The organism is Massilia sp. IC2-477, assembly GCF_020707265.1.
Lineage (GTDB): Bacteria > Pseudomonadota > Gammaproteobacteria > Burkholderiales > Burkholderiaceae_D > Telluria.
This window is the reverse complement of sequence record NZ_JAJFEQ010000008.1, coordinates 81,283-98,562: the sequence shown is the minus strand read 5'-3', so window position 1 is coordinate 98,562 and position 17,280 is coordinate 81,283. Positions and strand designations below refer to the sequence as shown.

Annotated in this window: 15 protein-coding genes; 4 read left to right on the top strand and 11 right to left on the bottom strand. The window is 64.3% G+C overall.

The annotated features are described in order from the left end of the window. Positions 1 to 28: 28 nt before the first annotated feature. Positions 29 to 1,639, bottom strand: a complete 1,611-nt coding sequence (locus LK542_RS17350) for a glycoside hydrolase family 43 protein (RefSeq protein WP_227812854.1) — start codon at positions 1,637 to 1,639, stop codon at positions 29 to 31. Between the two features lie 289 nt (positions 1,640 to 1,928). Beyond that, positions 1,929 to 2,384 carry a universal stress protein gene (locus tag LK542_RS17345; protein WP_227812853.1) on the bottom strand — a complete coding sequence of 152 codons (456 nt, stop codon included), beginning with the start codon at positions 2,382 to 2,384 and terminating at the stop codon, positions 1,929 to 1,931. 261 nt (positions 2,385 to 2,645) lie between these two features. Between LK542_RS17345 and LK542_RS17340 the strand changes: the two genes are divergently transcribed. Both LK542_RS17340 and LK542_RS17335 read left to right on the top strand, forming a co-directional pair. Then, positions 2,646 to 3,968, top strand: coding sequence for a polysaccharide lyase family 1 protein (locus LK542_RS17340; protein ID WP_227812852.1), 1,323 nt, complete (start codon positions 2,646 to 2,648; stop codon positions 3,966 to 3,968). 230 nt (positions 3,969 to 4,198) lie between these two features. Continuing rightward, a complete protein-coding gene (locus LK542_RS17335) occupies positions 4,199 to 6,703 on the top strand; it encodes a toll/interleukin-1 receptor domain-containing protein (RefSeq protein ID WP_227812851.1) in 2,505 nt (834 codons plus the stop codon). An 84-nt stretch (positions 6,704 to 6,787) separates the two neighbouring features. Here the strand turns inward: LK542_RS17335 and LK542_RS17330 are convergent, their stop codons facing one another. From LK542_RS17330 to guaB, 4 genes are all read right to left on the bottom strand, one after another. Next, positions 6,788 to 7,369: a hypothetical protein gene (locus LK542_RS17330; RefSeq protein ID WP_227812850.1), complete on the bottom strand. Its 582-nt coding sequence runs from the start codon at positions 7,367 to 7,369 to the stop codon at positions 6,788 to 6,790. 178 nt (positions 7,370 to 7,547) lie between these two features. Next, positions 7,548 to 8,603, bottom strand: a complete 1,056-nt coding sequence (locus tag LK542_RS17325) for a substrate-binding domain-containing protein (RefSeq protein ID WP_227812849.1) — start codon at positions 8,601 to 8,603, stop codon at positions 7,548 to 7,550. Between the two features lie 413 nt (positions 8,604 to 9,016). After that, positions 9,017 to 10,627 (bottom strand): glutamine-hydrolyzing GMP synthase, encoded by a 1,611-nt coding sequence (gene guaA, locus LK542_RS17320; RefSeq protein WP_227802545.1) that lies wholly within the window; start codon positions 10,625 to 10,627, stop codon positions 9,017 to 9,019. Positions 10,628 to 10,699: 72 nt separating this feature from the next. Beyond that, positions 10,700 to 12,160 (bottom strand): IMP dehydrogenase, encoded by a 1,461-nt coding sequence (guaB, locus tag LK542_RS17315; RefSeq protein ID WP_227802546.1) that lies wholly within the window; start codon positions 12,158 to 12,160, stop codon positions 10,700 to 10,702. A 150-nt stretch (positions 12,161 to 12,310) separates the two neighbouring features. Here guaB and LK542_RS17310 point away from each other — a divergent pair, with 150 nt between their 5' ends. After that, complete coding sequence (locus LK542_RS17310; RefSeq protein WP_227812848.1) at positions 12,311 to 12,808, top strand: DUF4124 domain-containing protein; 498 nt, start codon at positions 12,311 to 12,313, stop codon at positions 12,806 to 12,808. On the opposite strand, the gene LK542_RS17305 is transcribed toward LK542_RS17310, so the two are convergent. From LK542_RS17305 to LK542_RS17295, 3 genes are all read right to left on the bottom strand, one after another. Further along, positions 12,805 to 13,965 (bottom strand): diguanylate cyclase, encoded by a 1,161-nt coding sequence (locus tag LK542_RS17305; protein ID WP_227812847.1) that lies wholly within the window; start codon positions 13,963 to 13,965, stop codon positions 12,805 to 12,807. The genes LK542_RS17310 and LK542_RS17305 overlap by 4 nt on opposite strands. 140 nt (positions 13,966 to 14,105) lie before the next feature. Further along, positions 14,106 to 14,423, bottom strand: a complete 318-nt coding sequence (locus LK542_RS17300) for an RnfH family protein (RefSeq protein WP_227812846.1) — start codon at positions 14,421 to 14,423, stop codon at positions 14,106 to 14,108. After that, complete coding sequence (locus LK542_RS17295; protein WP_227802550.1) at positions 14,416 to 14,847, bottom strand: type II toxin-antitoxin system RatA family toxin; 432 nt, start codon at positions 14,845 to 14,847, stop codon at positions 14,416 to 14,418. The genes LK542_RS17300 and LK542_RS17295 overlap by 8 nt, the downstream gene beginning before the upstream one ends. 107 nt (positions 14,848 to 14,954) lie before the next feature. Between LK542_RS17295 and smpB the strand changes: the two genes are divergently transcribed. Next, entirely contained in the window at positions 14,955 to 15,404 is a 450-nt protein-coding gene (gene smpB / locus LK542_RS17290) for an SsrA-binding protein SmpB (protein WP_227802551.1), read from the top strand. A gap of 9 nt (positions 15,405 to 15,413) precedes the next feature. On the opposite strand, the gene LK542_RS17285 is transcribed toward smpB, so the two are convergent. Together LK542_RS17285 and LK542_RS17280 are read right to left on the bottom strand one after the other, a co-directional pair. Continuing rightward, entirely contained in the window at positions 15,414 to 16,064 is a 651-nt protein-coding gene (locus tag LK542_RS17285; protein ID WP_227812845.1) for an ATP-binding cassette domain-containing protein, read from the bottom strand. A 7-nt stretch (positions 16,065 to 16,071) separates the two neighbouring features. Further along, entirely contained in the window at positions 16,072 to 17,271 is a 1,200-nt protein-coding gene (locus tag LK542_RS17280) for a hypothetical protein (protein ID WP_227812844.1), read from the bottom strand. Positions 17,272 to 17,280 lie beyond the last annotated feature (9 nt).

The following is a 17,280-nucleotide window of genomic DNA, read 5'->3' as shown; positions in this document are numbered from 1 at the left end:
TTGTTGTGTGTTACAGCGGGCAGAGATGCTAGTCTTCCGCGCCCGGGCGGTAGTCGAACCAGTCGAAGTCGGCCGGGGGCATCGGCGCGGCGGCGGGATTGTGCGCCACCATCCCGAGTCCCACGCCGGTAAACCCGCCCGCGTCCTCGGAACTGAGCGGGGCGGTCGGCGCGCTGCCGAAGTCAGCGACCTCGCGGCCGCCCTTGCCGCCGTCGAGGCGGTAGCCGAACACGTAGCGCTCCGCGGTGGCGCGCACGATCAGCTCCACCTTGCCCGCCCCGAGCGGCGCCTCGCGCAACACGGTGTTTACGCCCTTGACCCGCGTGAGCAGCCGGATCACCCTGCCCTTGCCGCTACCGGCGACCAGCAGCTGGTAGTGGTTGTCCTCGTTCATGCGCAGCGCCAGGCCCGCTTCCTGGCCAGCCGCACGCGGCGCGAAATCGAGGAACGTCGAGGCGCGCACGTTCAAATGCGCCTGGCGCCTGCCCACGAAGGCGGGCGTGCCGATGTCGGACAGCGACAGCTTCGTGCCCTTCAGGCGCAGGAAGCCCGGCCGCTCGGCCAGCGACCACAGGTCGCGGGCCGGGGCGCGCAGGAAGATCCAGTCGCCGCCCAGCGTGCGTGCGCCGAACTCGTCGCGCGCCGGCGCGGCCGGCCACGGATGCGGCGCCGGCAGCCCGTCTGCCTGCATCTTCTCGGCCAGCGGCGCGCCGCCATTCACCTTGAGCCAGCCGTCCGCCGTCCACTCCACCGGCGCCAGCAGCGTTTCGCGGCCCAGGTGGTGCTTGTGCTTCAGGTGACGGACGCCGAGCAGCACCATGAACCATTTGCCGGCCGGCGTCTGCACCAGGTCGGCATGGCCGAGCGCCTGCAGGAGTAGCTCCGGGCGGTCGCGGTGGGTCAGGATCGGATTGTCAGGCGCGCCCTCGAACGGTCCCCAGGGCGAGCGCGAACGCGCAAGGATCACCACGTGGCCATAGGAGGTACCGCCTTCCGCATGCAGCAGGTAATACCAGCCGTTGATCTTGTACAGGTGCGGCCCTTCCGGCCAGACCCCGCCGGTGCCGTTCCAGATGCGGCGCGGCTGGGTCTTGAGCTTGCCCGTGGCGACGTCGATCTCGGCCTGTGCGATGCCGCCGCGCTCGCCGCCATCCTGGTAAGTGAGGTAGACCTTGCCGTCCTCGTCGAAGAACAGCGAAGGGTCGATGCCCTGCGCGTCCTTGATCCAGACCGGTTCCGACCAGGGCCCGCCCGGGCTGGTGGCCTGGACAATGAAGTTGCCGCCGCCGGTGACGTTGGTGGTGATCATGTAGAAGCGGCCGTTCCCGCAGCGTAGCGTGGGCGCGAAGATGCCCTGCGAACTCTTCTGTCCCGCGAGCGGCAGCTGGCTGGGGCGGTCGAGCGCATGGCCGACCAGGCGCCAGTTCACCAGGTCCTTGCTGTGGTAGATCGGTACGCCCGGGAAGTATTCGAAGGTGCTGGTGGCGAGGTAGTAGTCGTCGCCGTCACGGCAGATGCTGGGGTCCGGGTTGAAGCCGGTCAGTACCGGGTTGCGGTACTCGCCCGCAACGGCGCTGGCTGCGTACGACAGGGTCAGGACTGTGCATGCCGCCAGCGCCACGCGCAGGAAACGGCTCATCGCCCCTCCCCGACGGGTGCTGTAGCCGGGCAGCGGGGGCAATGCGGGCGACTGACACCCGACAGAGTTCGACGTGACATCCAGGCTCCTTTTCGTGCGTGCAATGTTAGCGCAACCAGTATAAGTTACAAAATGGTTACGGGCAACGAAAAGAATTCGCGTGCGCGTCGGGGAAATAATGTGCTTTTCTATATGGGGCCGGTACGCGGTGACCCCTTGGCGGGCTCTCGTGTCGGAAGTTTGCGGATGTCGCGTGCCGGCACGGTCGCCGGCGCACCGGATCGCGCTTTCAGCTGGTGCCCGCGCCCGGCCGCAGCACCATGACCGGCACCGGGGCATTGGCCAGCACAGCCTGGGTCACGCTGCCGGCGATCAGGCGGCTCAGGCCGCGCCGTCCATGCGAGCCCATGACGATCAGGTCACACCCCTGCTCGCGCGCAGTCGCCGCGATCGCTTCCGCGATGTCGAGTGCGCTGCAGGTGAGCGCGGTACATGGCACGCCGGCCCGATCGGCACGGACGGCGACAGCGTCGACGTTGCGCTGCGCATGCTCCAGCAGCACCTCGGGCTGCAGGCCCGGATCGTAGGCCATCGCTCCTTCGAGCGATTGAAAGGAGGGTTCGGGCACGGCGACCGACAAGGCCACAATGGCGCTGCCGCGCGCCCGCGCGAAGTCGATGGCGGCCTCGACGGCCGCCTCGGAAACGGGCGAGCCGTCGCTGGGCACGAGAATGCGTCGGTACATGGCGAGCTCCGGTACGTGGAAATGATGGGTCAGGTCGGTAATGGGGTGGGAGACATTGGAGCGGAGTGAGGCCAGTCTGTTCTCCCGACTACCCAAAATCTTTGACGTACATCAAAATCGACCCATGCAGTCCACCGCGCAGGTCGCCCAGTGCCGCGCTTGGCAGGTTTCAGCGCCAGCTTGCCCCCAGGCTGCGCCCGAGCCGCGCATTCCCCTGCTGTGCCATAATTTTCGTACTACACGACAAGACAGGAGACGAGGATGCGGTTTTCCACGCGCGCCGCCGTAGCGACGATGCTGTACTGGTGCCTGGGCGCGCATGCCGCCGGGCCCTCCCCCGAGCTAGCCGGCATGTCGCGTGCGGGCATCGACGTCAAGGGCTGGGCCGACACGAAGGGCGGCGCAGGCGGCAGGATCGTGCGGGTGAGCAATCTGAACGCCTCCGGCGAAGGCTCGTTCGCCGCCGCGGTGATGGAAACCGGTCCGCGCATCGTGGTGTTCGAAGTGGGCGGCGTGATCGACCTGCAGGGCGCCAGCATCCGTATCAATGAACCCTTCGTGACGATCGCCGGCCAGACCGCGCCCAATCCCGGCATCACCTTCATCCGCGGTGAATTCGCGGTCGCCACGCACGACGTGATCGTGCAGCACATCGCGGTGCGGCCGGGCGAATTCGGGCGCGCCAAGAAGAGCGGCTGGGAAGCCGACGGGCTCTCCACCAGTTCCGCCGACAATGTCATCATCGACCATTGCAGCTTCAGCTGGGCCACGGACGAAAACCTGTCGGCCTCCGGCCCGCGCTTCAAGGGCGCGACGGTCGAGGAATGGCGCCAGGGGACCTCGCGCCGCATCACCTTCAGCCACAACATCGTGGCCGAAGGCCTGCGCGATTCGACCCACAGGAAGGGCGAGCATTCGAAAGGCTCGCTGGTGCACGACAACGCCAACCGGGTGCTCTTCTACGGCAACCTGTATAACGCCAACCACGAGCGCAATCCGCTGATCAAGGGCGGCGCCCACGTCGCCGTCGTGAACAACCTGATTCATGACTTCGGCGCCAGGGCGATCCACTACAACCTGATCGCCCACGAATGGGGCGCGCATCCGCCGCAGCTCGGGGTCGTGACCCTGGTCGGGAACGTGGTGCGCGGCGGAGACGATTCGCGGCCCGGCGTGCCCCTGTTCAGCCTGGGCGGCGCGGGCGATGTCAGCCTGTACCTGCACGACAATGTGGCGGTCGACGCCAACGGCAAGCCGATGCCGCAGACCGGCAGCTATACCGCCTCCGGCGCGCGCATTCTCAAGGCCGAGGCGCCCTACCTGCCAACGGGCCTCACACCGCTATCGAGCGCACGACTGGAGAACGCGATCTACATGAGCGCCGGCATGCGGCCGTGGGCCCGCGATGCGGTCGACTTCAAGATCATCTCGGATGTCGCCGAAGGGCGTGGTCATATCGTCGATTCAGAAGGGCAGTCGAGCGGCTACCCGGGCTATGCGCCGACGCGACGCGCGTTCGATCCGGCCGAATGGAATCTGGCGGACATGTCGCCGAAGGCAGGTTGGGCGACGCTGTTCCGCTAACAAGAGGCTACGATTCCAGCCCGAGCCGTCTTGTTCTTGAAGCCTGTTGTTCATGCGACGGGATCGGCTCTCCCAGAAGGAGGAACCGGGGCAGAGATGATGTGGAGTCTGTTGCATATCATTTAATATCGGTCCCTTAAGCGATCAAAGCCAGCGCAGCGCTTTGCGAGCTGGATTGGCAGATCGCTAACCTGCATACTGGTTCATTCGCGAGCAGAGGGAACCGTCTCTTGAAATATCGCGCCTTCCTTTCGTACAGTCATGTAGATACCCTCACTGCCAGGTGGCTGCAATCCAGGCTGGAGTCGTTCAGGATCGATTCCGACCTGGTGGGCAGAAAGACCGCCATTGGAGAGGTTCCAGCCAATCTGAGCCCGATCTTCCGCGATCGCGGGGACTTTCGCGCTGGTTTGCCACTGCCTGAACAAACCTTGCTTTCGCTCGACGACTCGGCGGCCATGATCGTTCTGTGCTCTCCGGCCGCGGCAAAAAGTTTTCACGTGAATGAGGAAATACGCCTGTTCCGGTCACGGCATCCTGAACGCCCTTTCGTTCCCGTCATTGTCCCGAACGTCGCCAGTGTTTCAGAAGCGGAGATATTCCCACGCGCGCTACGCTTCCACGTATCCCCGGATGGCACTGTAACGGATTGCGCGCAATCGCTGCTGGCTGCAGACCTTCGCGAGACGGCGGATGGTCGCGACCTTGCGCTTGCAAAAATATCGGCATCCTTGATGGGAGTCGATACCGACGAGATCTTCCGTCGCGCAGTTCGGCAGCGCAAACGTCGAACACGCATCGTCGTAGCAACTCTCGCGGCATTGGTAATCGGATTCGCCGGCTTGTCCGGATACGCCCTGTTGCAGGGATATCAGGTCGAAACATCGCGCAGACTCGCGCAAGCCCAGCTGCTCGGCAGAGCGCAACCCACCGAGGCATTACTCGCGCTGGCGGACGCAGGCGGCAGATTGTTTATCGATAAAAGCCTGCTGAACCAGCTGACGCCAGACCTGATCCACGCAAGACTCACCCTGGCACGGCACGTGCATTCGGATAGTCTTTCCAGAGCGACGTGGGGGCCGAACGGCTCCTATGTCGTGGCCTCGCATGACGGCAGCGCCCTGCTCTACTCGTCCGACCATCGCCTCGCGGGCGTTGCGCCAGGCAGGAGCCCTGCAACTGCTGGCGAGCAGACGGCCTACGGCAAGAATGGTATCCCTTTGTCCTCGGCCGTCCTGGCGTCTGGCGGAAAAGTGCTGGTCACACTCGATTGGCGAGGTTGTTTACGCCAATTGTCAGTCAAGCAAGATAGCGGCCGACCAGCAGCGGACGAGCCGAGCGTCCAGCGCTGCTTGAACAAAAATGTGGACGCAGGGGAGCCGGAGTATGCGCCAGCAGACCTGGCGGCCGATGGCAGCTTTGTGATCGCGAGGGATCAACAGCTCGAAATCTACGGTCCAACCCGTCGGCTTGTGCCATTGCAAAGCAAGGGAAAGACGATTAAATCCTTGAAACTTGGCCCGAAGCACCAGGTGGCCATCACGTACGCAAATGGAGATATTCGACTCGTTTCGTCGCAAGGACAAGACGTTTCCCTCATGTCGTCAGCTGCGCAAGCCGGATTTTGCGCAGACGGCCGCGTGTGGTCAGTAGCTTCCGATGCAAGTCTTGTACTCATTGACGGCGCCCGTCAAACGCAGGTTCGACTGGCAGGCAAGCGACCGTGGCACATCTCGAACACCTGTTCGCTATACCTGGACGACGCTGGTGACTTGTATCGCATTGGACGTAAGGACCCGCTACGAAAGGCCGTCGCATACGGCTGGAACTACAGCGGAAATGCCATTGCTACCGCATTCGCCCCAAGTGACAGGTATCTGGCTGTCTCCGGCAACCGTGGCGAGATCCAGGTATATGACCTCTCTACTGCCGAGAGCTTCACATTAAGAGGTCATACCCGCCGCGTGTTCAGCATGCGATTCGATGCAACTGAAACCAGGCTCCTCACGGCCAGCCTGGACAGGCAGGCCCGGATCTTCGACCTCCAGCAACGGCTGATCTATTCGGGTGGCAGGTACACAGGGGCCGCTGCGGTCTATTCGGCCCAATCCGGACGCGCGGTGGTCAGCCAGAAGCCCTTCGATTACCTCGAGTACGCGCCCCTCCCGGCCGAGCGCCCATTCGAGGTGCCTGCGATGCCTACAGGCGAACGTGTCCGTGTACGACAGGACTGGCGGGTCGGAAATCTGTACGCCATGGTTGACGGTGATACCCAGTTGCTGGCGCTGTGCAGTACGAGTGATTGTCCCGATGAAGCCATTCAACGCCGGTTGGAAATGGATATCGCAGGCTCCGGCATTGGCCCCAATGCACGGGCCAGTGCGGCCGGAGAATTCCTGGTGGTTCTTGACGACAGTGAAAGGCTTTCGATTTTTGACTTACGTGGCCAGACCAGTCTTCCCGTGCTCACGCTCCCCAGTCAAGGGGTTACCAGCGCCACATTCAGTGCGAACAAGCAGGAGCTATTCATGCTGACTGGGGATGAGCTTTCGATTTTACCCTTCGGACCAAGCGAGATCGCGCGCCGACTGCGTGGGCTGTCTTTCTGTTTTACACCTGAAGAACGTGAAAGCCTGTTCAATGAATCGGCGCGGGAGTCGATCGAACGACATCGCGCGTGCGAGAGCCAGCGCATCGGCCCGCAGCGGCTCCAGTCAGGCGGGAAAAGCAGCTGAAGCAAGAGGCGGCCAATCCATCCTTGTTCTTCGCTGTCGAATGAACGCGACCGCTCCACGCCATCGCGCGGTCCGTCCTGTTCCTCACTGAGTACTGCCAAAGTCGCGCTTTGCAGCCAGCACGCGCGCGAGCGCCGTTTCGGGGTCGAGTCCGGCCATCATCTGGTTGATGATCTCCCGCTTGTCCTCCGATGTCAGGGTTTCGCAGGCCTCCCGGTGCGAACAGAAATAGGCATACCAGGCTACGTCCGCCGGCCGTTCCTTGCGCGGTTTGAAACGTGCCGGCACCTTGGCGCGCATCGCTTCCACGTACCCCGCCAGCTGCGCATCGGCGGTACTCCAGTTGAAGCCGGCAACGGCGCGCTTGTCGGCTTCCCAGTCACCCTGGTACGCTGGCCCGGGCCGCAAGGTCTCCCTGTTCACGGCCAGGCATGCCAGGTTGGGAAAGCCGTGCGAAGCGCAAAAGCCTTCCACGAACTGGAGCTTGGGTCCGATGCCCACCGGTACCGCCCGGCCGAGCACCTCGTCTTTCGGATGCATGGAGCGCGCCAGTGTCAGCAGGTCGCTGTAGGTGATGGGCATGCCGGGCAGGGACGTGGCCTGGCGTGCCAGGGCCTCGACCATGCGGGCGCCTACCTCAATGTCGTTGAAGGTGAATGGAATCATTACGGGAATACGACGTGTGCTCGCTGCGCTCAAGAAAAAGCGCGCCTTGCGTAGCAGCTTGTCGATGCGTCAAATGCCTATCTTAGCAAATACTCGAGACCAGGACGCCAGAGTAGCCCTTCGCCGCATGGTGCATTGTTTCAACGCGCTCGCACTTGCGCCTGCCGTAATCCGCTGCTTATGCCGGCTGCCGGCGTTTGGGGACATTCGCCGGGCGCCCGACGCCCGCCCCGGGCTTGGTAAGCGAGGCCCGCATCGTCACGCTGACGGGAAAACTGCGCACCACCGGCCGGCGGCCGCCATCGCACAGGTTGAGCAGTTCGGCGACGCCGCTGGCCGTCATCTCGCGCCAAGGAATGCGCACCGACGTCAAGGGCGGCGCGGCATACGCGGCGCTGGGCGCGTCGTCGTAGCCGATTACCGACACGTCGCGTGGCACGTGGATGCCCGCTTCATAGAAACACGAAATCGCACCCAGGGCCATTTCGTCGTTGGCGCAGAACAGGGCCGTGAAATGCGTCCCGGACGCGAGGAGTTCATGCGCGGCCGACCAGCCCGCGCTCGAAGAAAAATCGTGTTCGGTCACCCACATGGCGCCGGTATCGATGCCGGCGTTTTCCAGCTCGCACATGAAGCCTTCGATGCGCTCGACGTTGTCCTGTACCGTCCACGGCCCCGCCAGTACCGCGATGGCACGGTGTCCCTGCTCGAGCAGCGCGCGCGCTGCGAGGCGTCCTCCCAGCACGTGGTCCACCGTAAAACACTGCTCGGGGATGCTCTCGAAGGCGTAGTTCAGCGCCACCAGGCGCTTGCGCCGCTCGCCGAACAGGGCCAGGTCTTCTTCCTGCAGGGGGCTGGTCAGCACGATCACGCCGTCGCAGCCGCGCTCGATTAGAAGGCTCACGCCTTCGATCGCTTCCTTCCTGGGTTCGCCCTTGCCGGTGCCGAAGCCGATCATCATGTGCAGTCCGGCGGCGCGCAGTTCGGCGTCGATGATCTTCAGGATGGCGGTATAAAAGGTCCCCGCCAGCATCGGGATGTACACGCCGATCATGCGCGAGCTGCCGTACAACAGCGAACGCGCCGTGTGCGACGGCCGGTAGCCTAGCGCGTCGATGGCTTGCTTCACCCGCTTCAGCTTGTCGGGCGAGACCGAGCCCTTGCCGCGCACCACGCGCGACGCGGTCCCCGTCCCTACCCCGGCCATGCGGGCCACATCCTTAATTGTCGGCACACTCTCCCTCGATTGACGCTGTTATGGCAAAGAAATCAACCTACGACAGTTTGAAGGGCGCGGGCCGGAATGTCCACCGCCACCTCGCTACCGTCTACCAACAGGCAATAACCCTGGGCCTGGTCTAGTTCAAGACGTTACCAAATCAACATAGCACGGTTGAGTGCTCTAGTGCCCGCGAACGCTTGACGCCGTCGACCTGCCCCCCTTTCTTGGAAGCCATGGTGAAGCAGTGTTGACTTGTTTGTGGTTGTTAGCGTTGAGGTATCTGTCCGCAGAATAAGATCCAGTGGGTTAGTTACATTTTTTGGAATTTGAAATTATGCAAAAACAAAAAAGCCGTTGATCATTCAAATCGAATGATCAACGGCTTAGCTGATTGCTTGACAGTCAGAGCTGGGCTTTTACTCCGCTCACTCCCATTCGATGGTCGCCGGAGGTTTCCCTGAAATGTCGTACACCACCCGGTTCAATCCGCGCACCTCATTGATGATGCGGTTCGACACCTTCCCCAGCAGCGAGTGCGGCAGATGCGCCCACTGCGCCGTCATGAAGTCCAGCGTCTGCACTGCCCGCAGCGCCACCACGTATTCGTAGGTGCGGCCATCGCCCATCACCCCTACCGACTTCACCGGCAGGAACACGGCAAACGCCTGGCTGGTCGCTTCGTACCAGTTAACCGGCGCCTTGCCGGGATCAATGCCCGCCACGGCTGGCAGCTCGAACGGCGTATTGCGCAGCTCTTCGATGAAGATGGCGTCCGCTTCGCGCAGCAGGTCGGCGTACTCCTTCTTCACCTCCCCCAGGATGCGCACGCCCAGGCCCGGGCCCGGGAACGGGTGGCGGTACACCATGTCGTGCGGCAGGCCCAGCGCGACGCCCAGCTTGCGGACTTCATCCTTGAACAGCTCGCGCAGCGGCTCCAGCAGTTTCAGGTTCAGGGTCTCCGGCAGGCCGCCCACGTTGTGGTGGCTCTTGATGGTCTGGCCCTTCTTGCCCTTCCCGGCCGATTCGATCACGTCCGGGTAGATCGTGCCCTGCGCCAGCCACTTCGCATTGGTCAGCTTGCCGGCTTCGACCTGGAACACTTCCACGAACTCGCGGCCGATGATCTTGCGCTTCTGCTCCGGATCGGTCACGCCGGCCAGGTGGCCCATGAACTGGTCTTCGGCATCGATGCGCAGCACCTTGACGCCCAGGTTCTTCGAGAACATGTCCATGACCATCTTGCCCTCGTCCTTGCGCAGCAGGCCGTGGTCGACGAACACGCAAGTCAGCTGGTCGCCGATGGCGCGGTGGATCAGTGCCGCTGCCACGCTCGAGTCGACGCCGCCGGACAGGCCCAGGATCACCTCATCGGTGCCGACCTGTTCGCGGATCTTCTGCACCGCTTCGCCGATGTAGTCCGGCATGTTCCAGTCCGACTTGCAGCCGCAGATCTCGTGCACGAAACGGCCGATGATGGCCTCCCCTTGCGAGGTGTGGGTCACTTCCGGGTGGAACTGCAGCGCGTAGAAGCGGCGCTCCTCGTCGGCCATGGCGGCGATCGGGCAGCTGTCGGTCGAGCCCATCAGCTTGAAGCCCGGCGGCATGTCCAGCACCTTGTCGCCGTGGCTCATCCACACGCGCAGCATGCCGTGGCCTTCATCGGTGACGAAATCGTTGATGCCGTTCAGCAGGGCCGTATGGCCGCGAGCGCGCACTTCGGCGTAGCCGAACTCGCGTACCTTGCCGTTCTCGACCTTGCCGCCGAGCTGGGCGGCCATGGTCTGCATGCCGTAGCAGATGCCCAGCACCGGCACGCCGGCTTCGAACGCGGCCTGCGGCGCGCGCGGCGAATCGCCCTCCAGGGTGGAGTTATGGCTGCCCGACAGGATGATGCCGGAGGCGCCGTAGTTGCGCACGAATTCGTCGCTGACGTCATACGGATAGACTTCCGAAAACACGCCGGCATCGCGCACGCGACGGGCGATCAGCTGGGTAACCTGGGAACCGAAATCGAGGATGAGGATTTTAGAATGCATGTGGAGAGGCAACAGTAGTCAGAATCGGGGTCATACGAAAACGCGGCCCTCGGGCCGCGTTTCATGGATGCGTTACTCGGAACGGTAGTTCGGCGCTTCCTTGGTGATCTGCACGTCGTGCACGTGCGATTCGCGCATGCCGGCCGAGGTGATCTCGACGAACTCGGCTTTCTCGCGCAGTTCTTCGATGGTGGCGCAGCCGCAGTAGCCCATCGACTGGCGCACGCCGCCGACCAGCTGGAAGATGATCGCCAGCACGCTGCCCTTGTAGGCGACGCGGCCTTCGATGCCTTCCGGGACGAACTTGTCGGCCTTGGCGGAGGCTTCCTGGAAGTAGCGGTCGGCCGAACCTTCGGCCATCGCGCCCAGGCTGCCCATGCCGCGGTAGGATTTGTAGCTGCGGCCCTGGTACAGGATGGTTTCGCCCGGCGCTTCATCGGTGCCGGCGAACATGCTGCCCATCATGACGGTGTGCGCGCCCGCTGCCAGTGCCTTGGAGATGTCACCCGAGAAGCGGATGCCGCCGTCGGCGATGCAGGGAACGCCCGTGCCTTCCAGCGCCTTGGCCACGTTCGAGATCGCGGTGATCTGCGGCACGCCGACGCCGGCGACGATACGGGTGGTGCAGATCGAGCCCGGGCCGATGCCGACCTTGACCGCGTCCGCGCCGTACTCCACCAGCGCTTTCGCAGCGGCCGCGGTGGCGATGTTGCCGCCGATGACGTCCACGTGCGGATAACGTTCCTTGATCCACTTCACGCGGTCGAGGATGCCCTGCGAGTGGCCGTGGGCGGTGTCGACCACCAGCACGTCCACGCCGGCCTGCACCAGCAGGTCGATGCGCTCTTCGTCGCGCTCGCCAACGCCGACGGCGGCGCCGACCAGCAACTGGCCGCGCGAATCTTTCGATGCCAGCGGGTGTTCGTGCGACTTCTGGATGTCCTTGACGGTGATCAGGCCGCGCAGTTCGAAGTCGTCGTTGACAACCAGCACGCGCTCGAGGCGGTGCTTGTTCATCAGGCGCTTGGCTTCTTCAGTGTTGGCGTCTTCGTTCACGTACACCAGCTTTTCGCGCGGAGTCATCTTGGCGCGTGCTTCCGCTTCCAGGTCTTCCTCGAAACGCAGGTCGCGGTTGGTGATGATGCCGACCACCTGCTTGCCCTCGACGACCGGGAAGCCACTGATGCCGTGCTGTTGCGACAGCGCCAGCACTTCGCGGATCTTCATGGTCGGGGGAATGGTGATCGGGTCGCGCAGCACGCCCGCTTCGAAACGCTTGACGCGCGCTACTTCTCTCGCCTGGTCGGCCGGGCGCAGGTTCTTGTGGATGATGCCGATGCCGCCTTCCTGCGCCATCGCGATCGCCAGGCGCGCCTCGGTCACGGTGTCCATCGCAGCCGACAGCAGCGGGATATTCAGCGTGATATTCCGGGTCAGTTTGGTGCGAAGGGAAGTTTCGGCCGGAAGAACATTGGAGTAAGCCGGGACGAGCAGCACGTCATCGAACGTGAGTGCTTTTTGGAGTAGACGCATAGCATTTTCCTATAGGCGCAAAAGTGAATTATACAGAAAGTACAAACGACTGTCGCAGCCATGCCGAAAAAATGGCCGTAGGGAAGAGTCCGCGATTGACAGCCGGACTGAAGCATGGCGAAATCCGACTGTTACTTAAGGAAAACTTTTATGCCGCACCAGACCGCACCCCTTCGCCTGTTTTCCGCCTGTGCCCTGCTCCTTGGCAGCACCTTGGCCCATGCCCAGTATTCCTGGATCGGCGAGAATGGCGTGCGCCAGTTCTCCGACCGCCCTCCCCCACCGTCCACGCCGCAGCACAAGATCCTGAAGGCGCCGGGCCGGCTGCCGGCACCGCAGGCGGCGCCCGCTCCGGCCGCCGCGACACCTGGAATAGCCAAGGAATTGCCCGACCTGGCTCAGCGCGAAAGGGACTATCTCAAACGCACGAAAGCAAGGGAAGAACAGGAAAAGAAAGAGCTGGTGGAAGCCCAGCGCCGGCGCGACGACGGCGAGCGCTGCGATGCCGCGCGCCAGGCGCGCGCCCAGGTGGAATCGGGCATCCGTATTTCCCGCGTCAACGCCAATGGCGAGCGCAGTTTCGCCAGCGACCAGGAGCGCGCCGAACAGCTGGCGCGCGCCAACAGGATCCTGGCGGAGTGCCGCTAAGCCCCGCCGACTGAAGCGCCGGTGCGCGCGGACGCACACTCCACACGGTTGCGTCCGCCCTCCTTCGCCGCATACAGGGCTGCGTCCGCACGGCCCATCAGGCTAGCGACATCCTCGCCCTCTTCCAGCATTGCCAGGCCGATACTGACCGTGTAGGCCGCGCCGGTCTGCGCCGAGCGGTCGAGCGCGCTGCGCAGGCGCTCCGCCACCGCCAGCGCCGTCTCTCCCGTCGCGTCCGGCAGCAGTACGCCGAATTCTTCGCCGCCGAGGCGCGCGAAGTAATCGACCTTGCGGATCACGTCCTGGGTGCGATGCACCAGGTCGCGCAGCACCTGGTCGCCGGTCGCGTGTCCATGGGTGTCGTTGATGCGCTTGAAGTGGTCGGCATCGACCAGCAGCAGGCCGAGTCCGCTGTGGTGGCGCCGGGCCCGTGCCAGCTCGCGCTCGGCCGCCTCGAAGAAGGCGCGGCGCGAAGGCGCGCCGGTGAGGTGGTCGTGGTCGGCGGCGTAGGCGGTGTCGGACAGCACGCGCGCATTCGACATCATCACCGCCCCCAGCGTCAGGGCCGGCAGCGCCAGGGTGCCGAGGGCGAAGAAGATCAGATTGGCCGTGCCGGGCGCAATGAAGCTCACCGGTTCGATGGCATCCGCCAGATAGAAGATGCCGCGCACGCCGTGGGCCAGTCCCAGCAGGAAGGCCGCTGTGCGGGTAAAAGCGTAAGGGTAGCGCAGGCGGCCCTGGGCATGGGGCAGGCTGGCCGCGATGCCGAAGCAGGCCGCGCCGTGGAAAACCGATACCGAGGTAATCCGCAGCGAGGTCGACTCAGGACCGTAGTGGAACAGCACCACCCCGGCAAAGGAGGCCAGCCCGCCGATCGCGAGGAGGCGCCAGGGGACTGGTAGTCCCAGGTGGCGGCGGAATCCTGCGAACATCAAAGCGATGGTGAGGAGAAAGATCGCGTTCGCGGCCTCAATGCTCAACAGGTCCGGCAGTACGCCGCGCGACGCAAACAGCAGCAGCGCGACCACCGCCAGGCCGTTGGCCTGCCCCCATTCGCGGATGCCCTCGACCTTGCTGCCGGCGAGCGAAGACAGCACCAGCAGCATGACGACCGACAGCGCGGTGGTGACCAACAACAGACTCAGGGTGCTCAGCATGGGGGAAACGGGCAGCGGACAAGGTAGCGGCCTCGCTACGCAGGCAAGGCAAATCCGGCTGCCGGGCGTCGAGGTATCACATGATACCCTGAAGCGGGCAATCCTTATTGCGCAGTGGAATTTTTACCACTTAGCAAAACTCAGGCAGCTGGCTGGGCGCCGCCTTCCTTCTTGGCTGCGCGCTTGCGGCGCGAATCCTTGGGATCGGCCACGAGGGGCCGGTAGATCTCAATGCGGTCGCGCTCGCGCAGCACCGTGTCCAGGGTCTTTTTCTTGGCGTAGATGCCGACCGGCTGGGTGCTCAGGTTAATGTCCGGATAGGCTTCCAGGACTCCGCTCATCTCGATGGCCGCGCCGATCGTGGTGCCGGGCACGACCTTCATCGGGCACAGGAATTCCTCGCCAGCCTTGGCGTAGCAGACATAAACCTGCAGCATCGCATCGGCCGGATCAGCCATAGATGGCCTCGGCACGCTTGCTGAAGGAATCGACCATGGTATTGGCGATCATGCCGAACACCGGGCCGATGATCTGTTCCAGGATGATGCTGGAGAACTCATAGTGAAGGTCGAAATCGATCTTGCAGGCGTCGGCGCGCAGGGGCTTGAAGTTCCAGGTTCCTTCCAGCATCTTGAAGGGACCGTCGACCAGGTGCATCTTCATCTGGGTCGGACGGTTGTTGTGGTTGGAAGTGGTAAAGCTCTGCTTCACGCCGTGGAAATTGATTTGCAGGCTGGCCACCAGCTTGTCGTCGCCGCGCTCGAGCACTTTCACGCCGCCGCACCACGGAAGGAATTTTGGATAGTCTTCGACCTTGGCGACAAGGTCGAACATCTGCTCGGTGCTATACCCGAGAAAAACTGATTTGTGCACTACTGCCATTGGTCAACCGTTTGTTATGATGTTGGACGAGTTGCATTTTGCGCCATGCAATCTTTGCATTGGCGCCACAGCAGTAGTTTAACCGAGACGCGGATTTTCGCTATTTCATGAGTATCGCAGACAATAAAAAAGCATTTTTCGACTACTTCATCGAGGACCGGTACGAGGCCGGCATCGTGCTGGAAGGGTGGGAAGTCAAGGCCATCCGCGCCGGCAAGGTGCAGATCAAGGAAGCCTATGTGGTCGTGCGCAACGGCGAGCTGTTCCTGTTCGGCGCCCACGTCAGCGCGCTGAACACGACCTCTGCCTTCAGCCACCCGGAAGCGCTGCGCACCAGGAAGCTCCTGCTGCACCGCGCAGAGCTGGACAAGCTGGTCGGCAAGGTCGAGCGCGCCGGCTACACCCTGGTGCCGCTCAACCTGCACTTCAAGGCCGGCCGCGTGAAATGCGAAATCGGCCTGGCCAAGGGCAAGAAGCAGCACGACAAGCGCGCCACCGAGAAGGACCGCGACGCCAAGCGCGAAGTCGCCGCGGCCATGAAGACCCACCGCCGCTGATCCCTTCCTTCACGCCGCGCTGCGCGCCTCCTCCCCTGGCAGCGCGAACACCTGCGCTCGCGATCCCGCGACCGCCTCCTGGTCGTGGGTCGAAAAGAAGAACAGGCGCCTGTCCCCTTCCCGCCTGAAGACCTCCAGCAGGAATGCCTTGGCCTGGGCATCGATGCCGTTGGTCGGCTCATCCATCAGCACGACCAGGGCGTCGCTGGCCAGGCCGGCGGCCAGCATGAATTTCTTGCGCGTGCCCAGCGACATCGTCCCGAAACGCTTGCCCGTGTGCGGCGCCAGCCCCAGTCCGTCCAGCAGGCCGGGCAGCGCCGGCGCCTTGCCTTGGCCGCGCAGGGCCAGGACAAAACGCAGGAATTCGTCGCCCGTCATGAAGTCGTAGGCCGCCGCTTCGTCCGGCACCCAGGCCAGCAGCGCACGCGCGCGGCGCGGCGCCCCGGCCAGGTCGTGGCCACCCACCAGGATGCGCCCACTCTGCTGCGGCGCCACGCCCGCCAGCAGCGACAGCAGCGTCGACTTGCCGGTGCCGTTCGGCCCCATCAGCGCGACCGCGCCAGGCCCGAAGCCGAATGACAGGTCGGAAAACAGCGCCTGGCCGGAAAAGGCCATGCCAAGCCCCTCCACCGCCAACAACTTGCTCGTCACAGGATGCATGCGTCTCTCACAGGATCAGGAACGTTGCGACCAGCACCACGAACTTGAGCAGGACTCCGTCCTTGTGGCGCTGGATGATGGGGGCGCCGAGCAGCGCCAGGGTGGCGAGGCTGCCGGCGCCGTGCCGCAGCAGCTGCGCCGCGACCACGTCGCCCGCGCTTCCCTGCAGCTGGCAGGCCGCGTAGCCCGCGCCCAGGATCAGTGCATGCAGGCCGAGCACGCAGCCCTGTTCGGCCACGGCCACACGCAGTGCCCCGAACGGCAGGCTGCGCAGCCACTCGGCCAGCTGCGTGCGGGCGCTCCACAGCACGTGGAAGAGTCCTGACAGCACCGCGGCGATCATCCAGCAGCCGACCTTCAGGAAGGCCGAGGATTCCGCCAGCTTGCCGACACTGAAGATCATCCACAGGCAGGCCGCCTGCAGCGCGGCGGCCAGGAGGATGCGCGGCAGCGCGGCATGCGCGTGGCCGCGCACCAGCACATTCGCCTGCCATGCGAGCAGGAAGGCCATGCCGCCGATGCGCGGGCCGCCGCCGCGGCGTGCGCGTCCCGGTGCATGCGGCACGGGATCGGCAGCCAGCGCACTCCGCAGTCCGAGCAGCACGGCGCTCGAGGCCAGTCCCAGCATCAGCGGCTCGTACGGGCCGTAGACGCCGCACCCAGCCAGCACACCATAGCCGACGCACAGCATTGCCAGGGACAGCGCCGTCGGTCGCATGGCGGCCGCCTGCGCCGCGCCAAGGCTCAGTAGCGCGAGCAGTACCGCGCGCAAGATGAACCACGGCGCCCCGCCGCCGTGCGCTGCGACCTGCCATATGGTCAATGCGACCGGCACCACGAAGACCTGTAGGCCCACCAGCAGCATGGCCGTATCGACCTGCCTCAGCGTACTCCGGTCCAGCGGCAGCGAGCGCGCATACGCCGCCAGCGCGCCGCCGGCGATGAAACCGCGGTGGATGCGCGCCCACAGCGCCACAATGGCCAGCCAGGCGCCGGCCCAGGCGGCGTTGGCGCCGAAGCTGCCGGGCTCGCGCCAGAAATGCAGGATCGGCTCGGCCGGCAGCTCCGGCCGCTCGAGCAGCATCGGGCCGCACAGGGCCACCACCACGCCGAGCACGTGGGCGTAGCGCAGGTAGAGACCGAAGGACTCGCGCCGGAACCAGGCGCGCCGGCTGCGCAGCAGCAGGAAGAAGGGATGCGCCGTCATCCAGCGCAT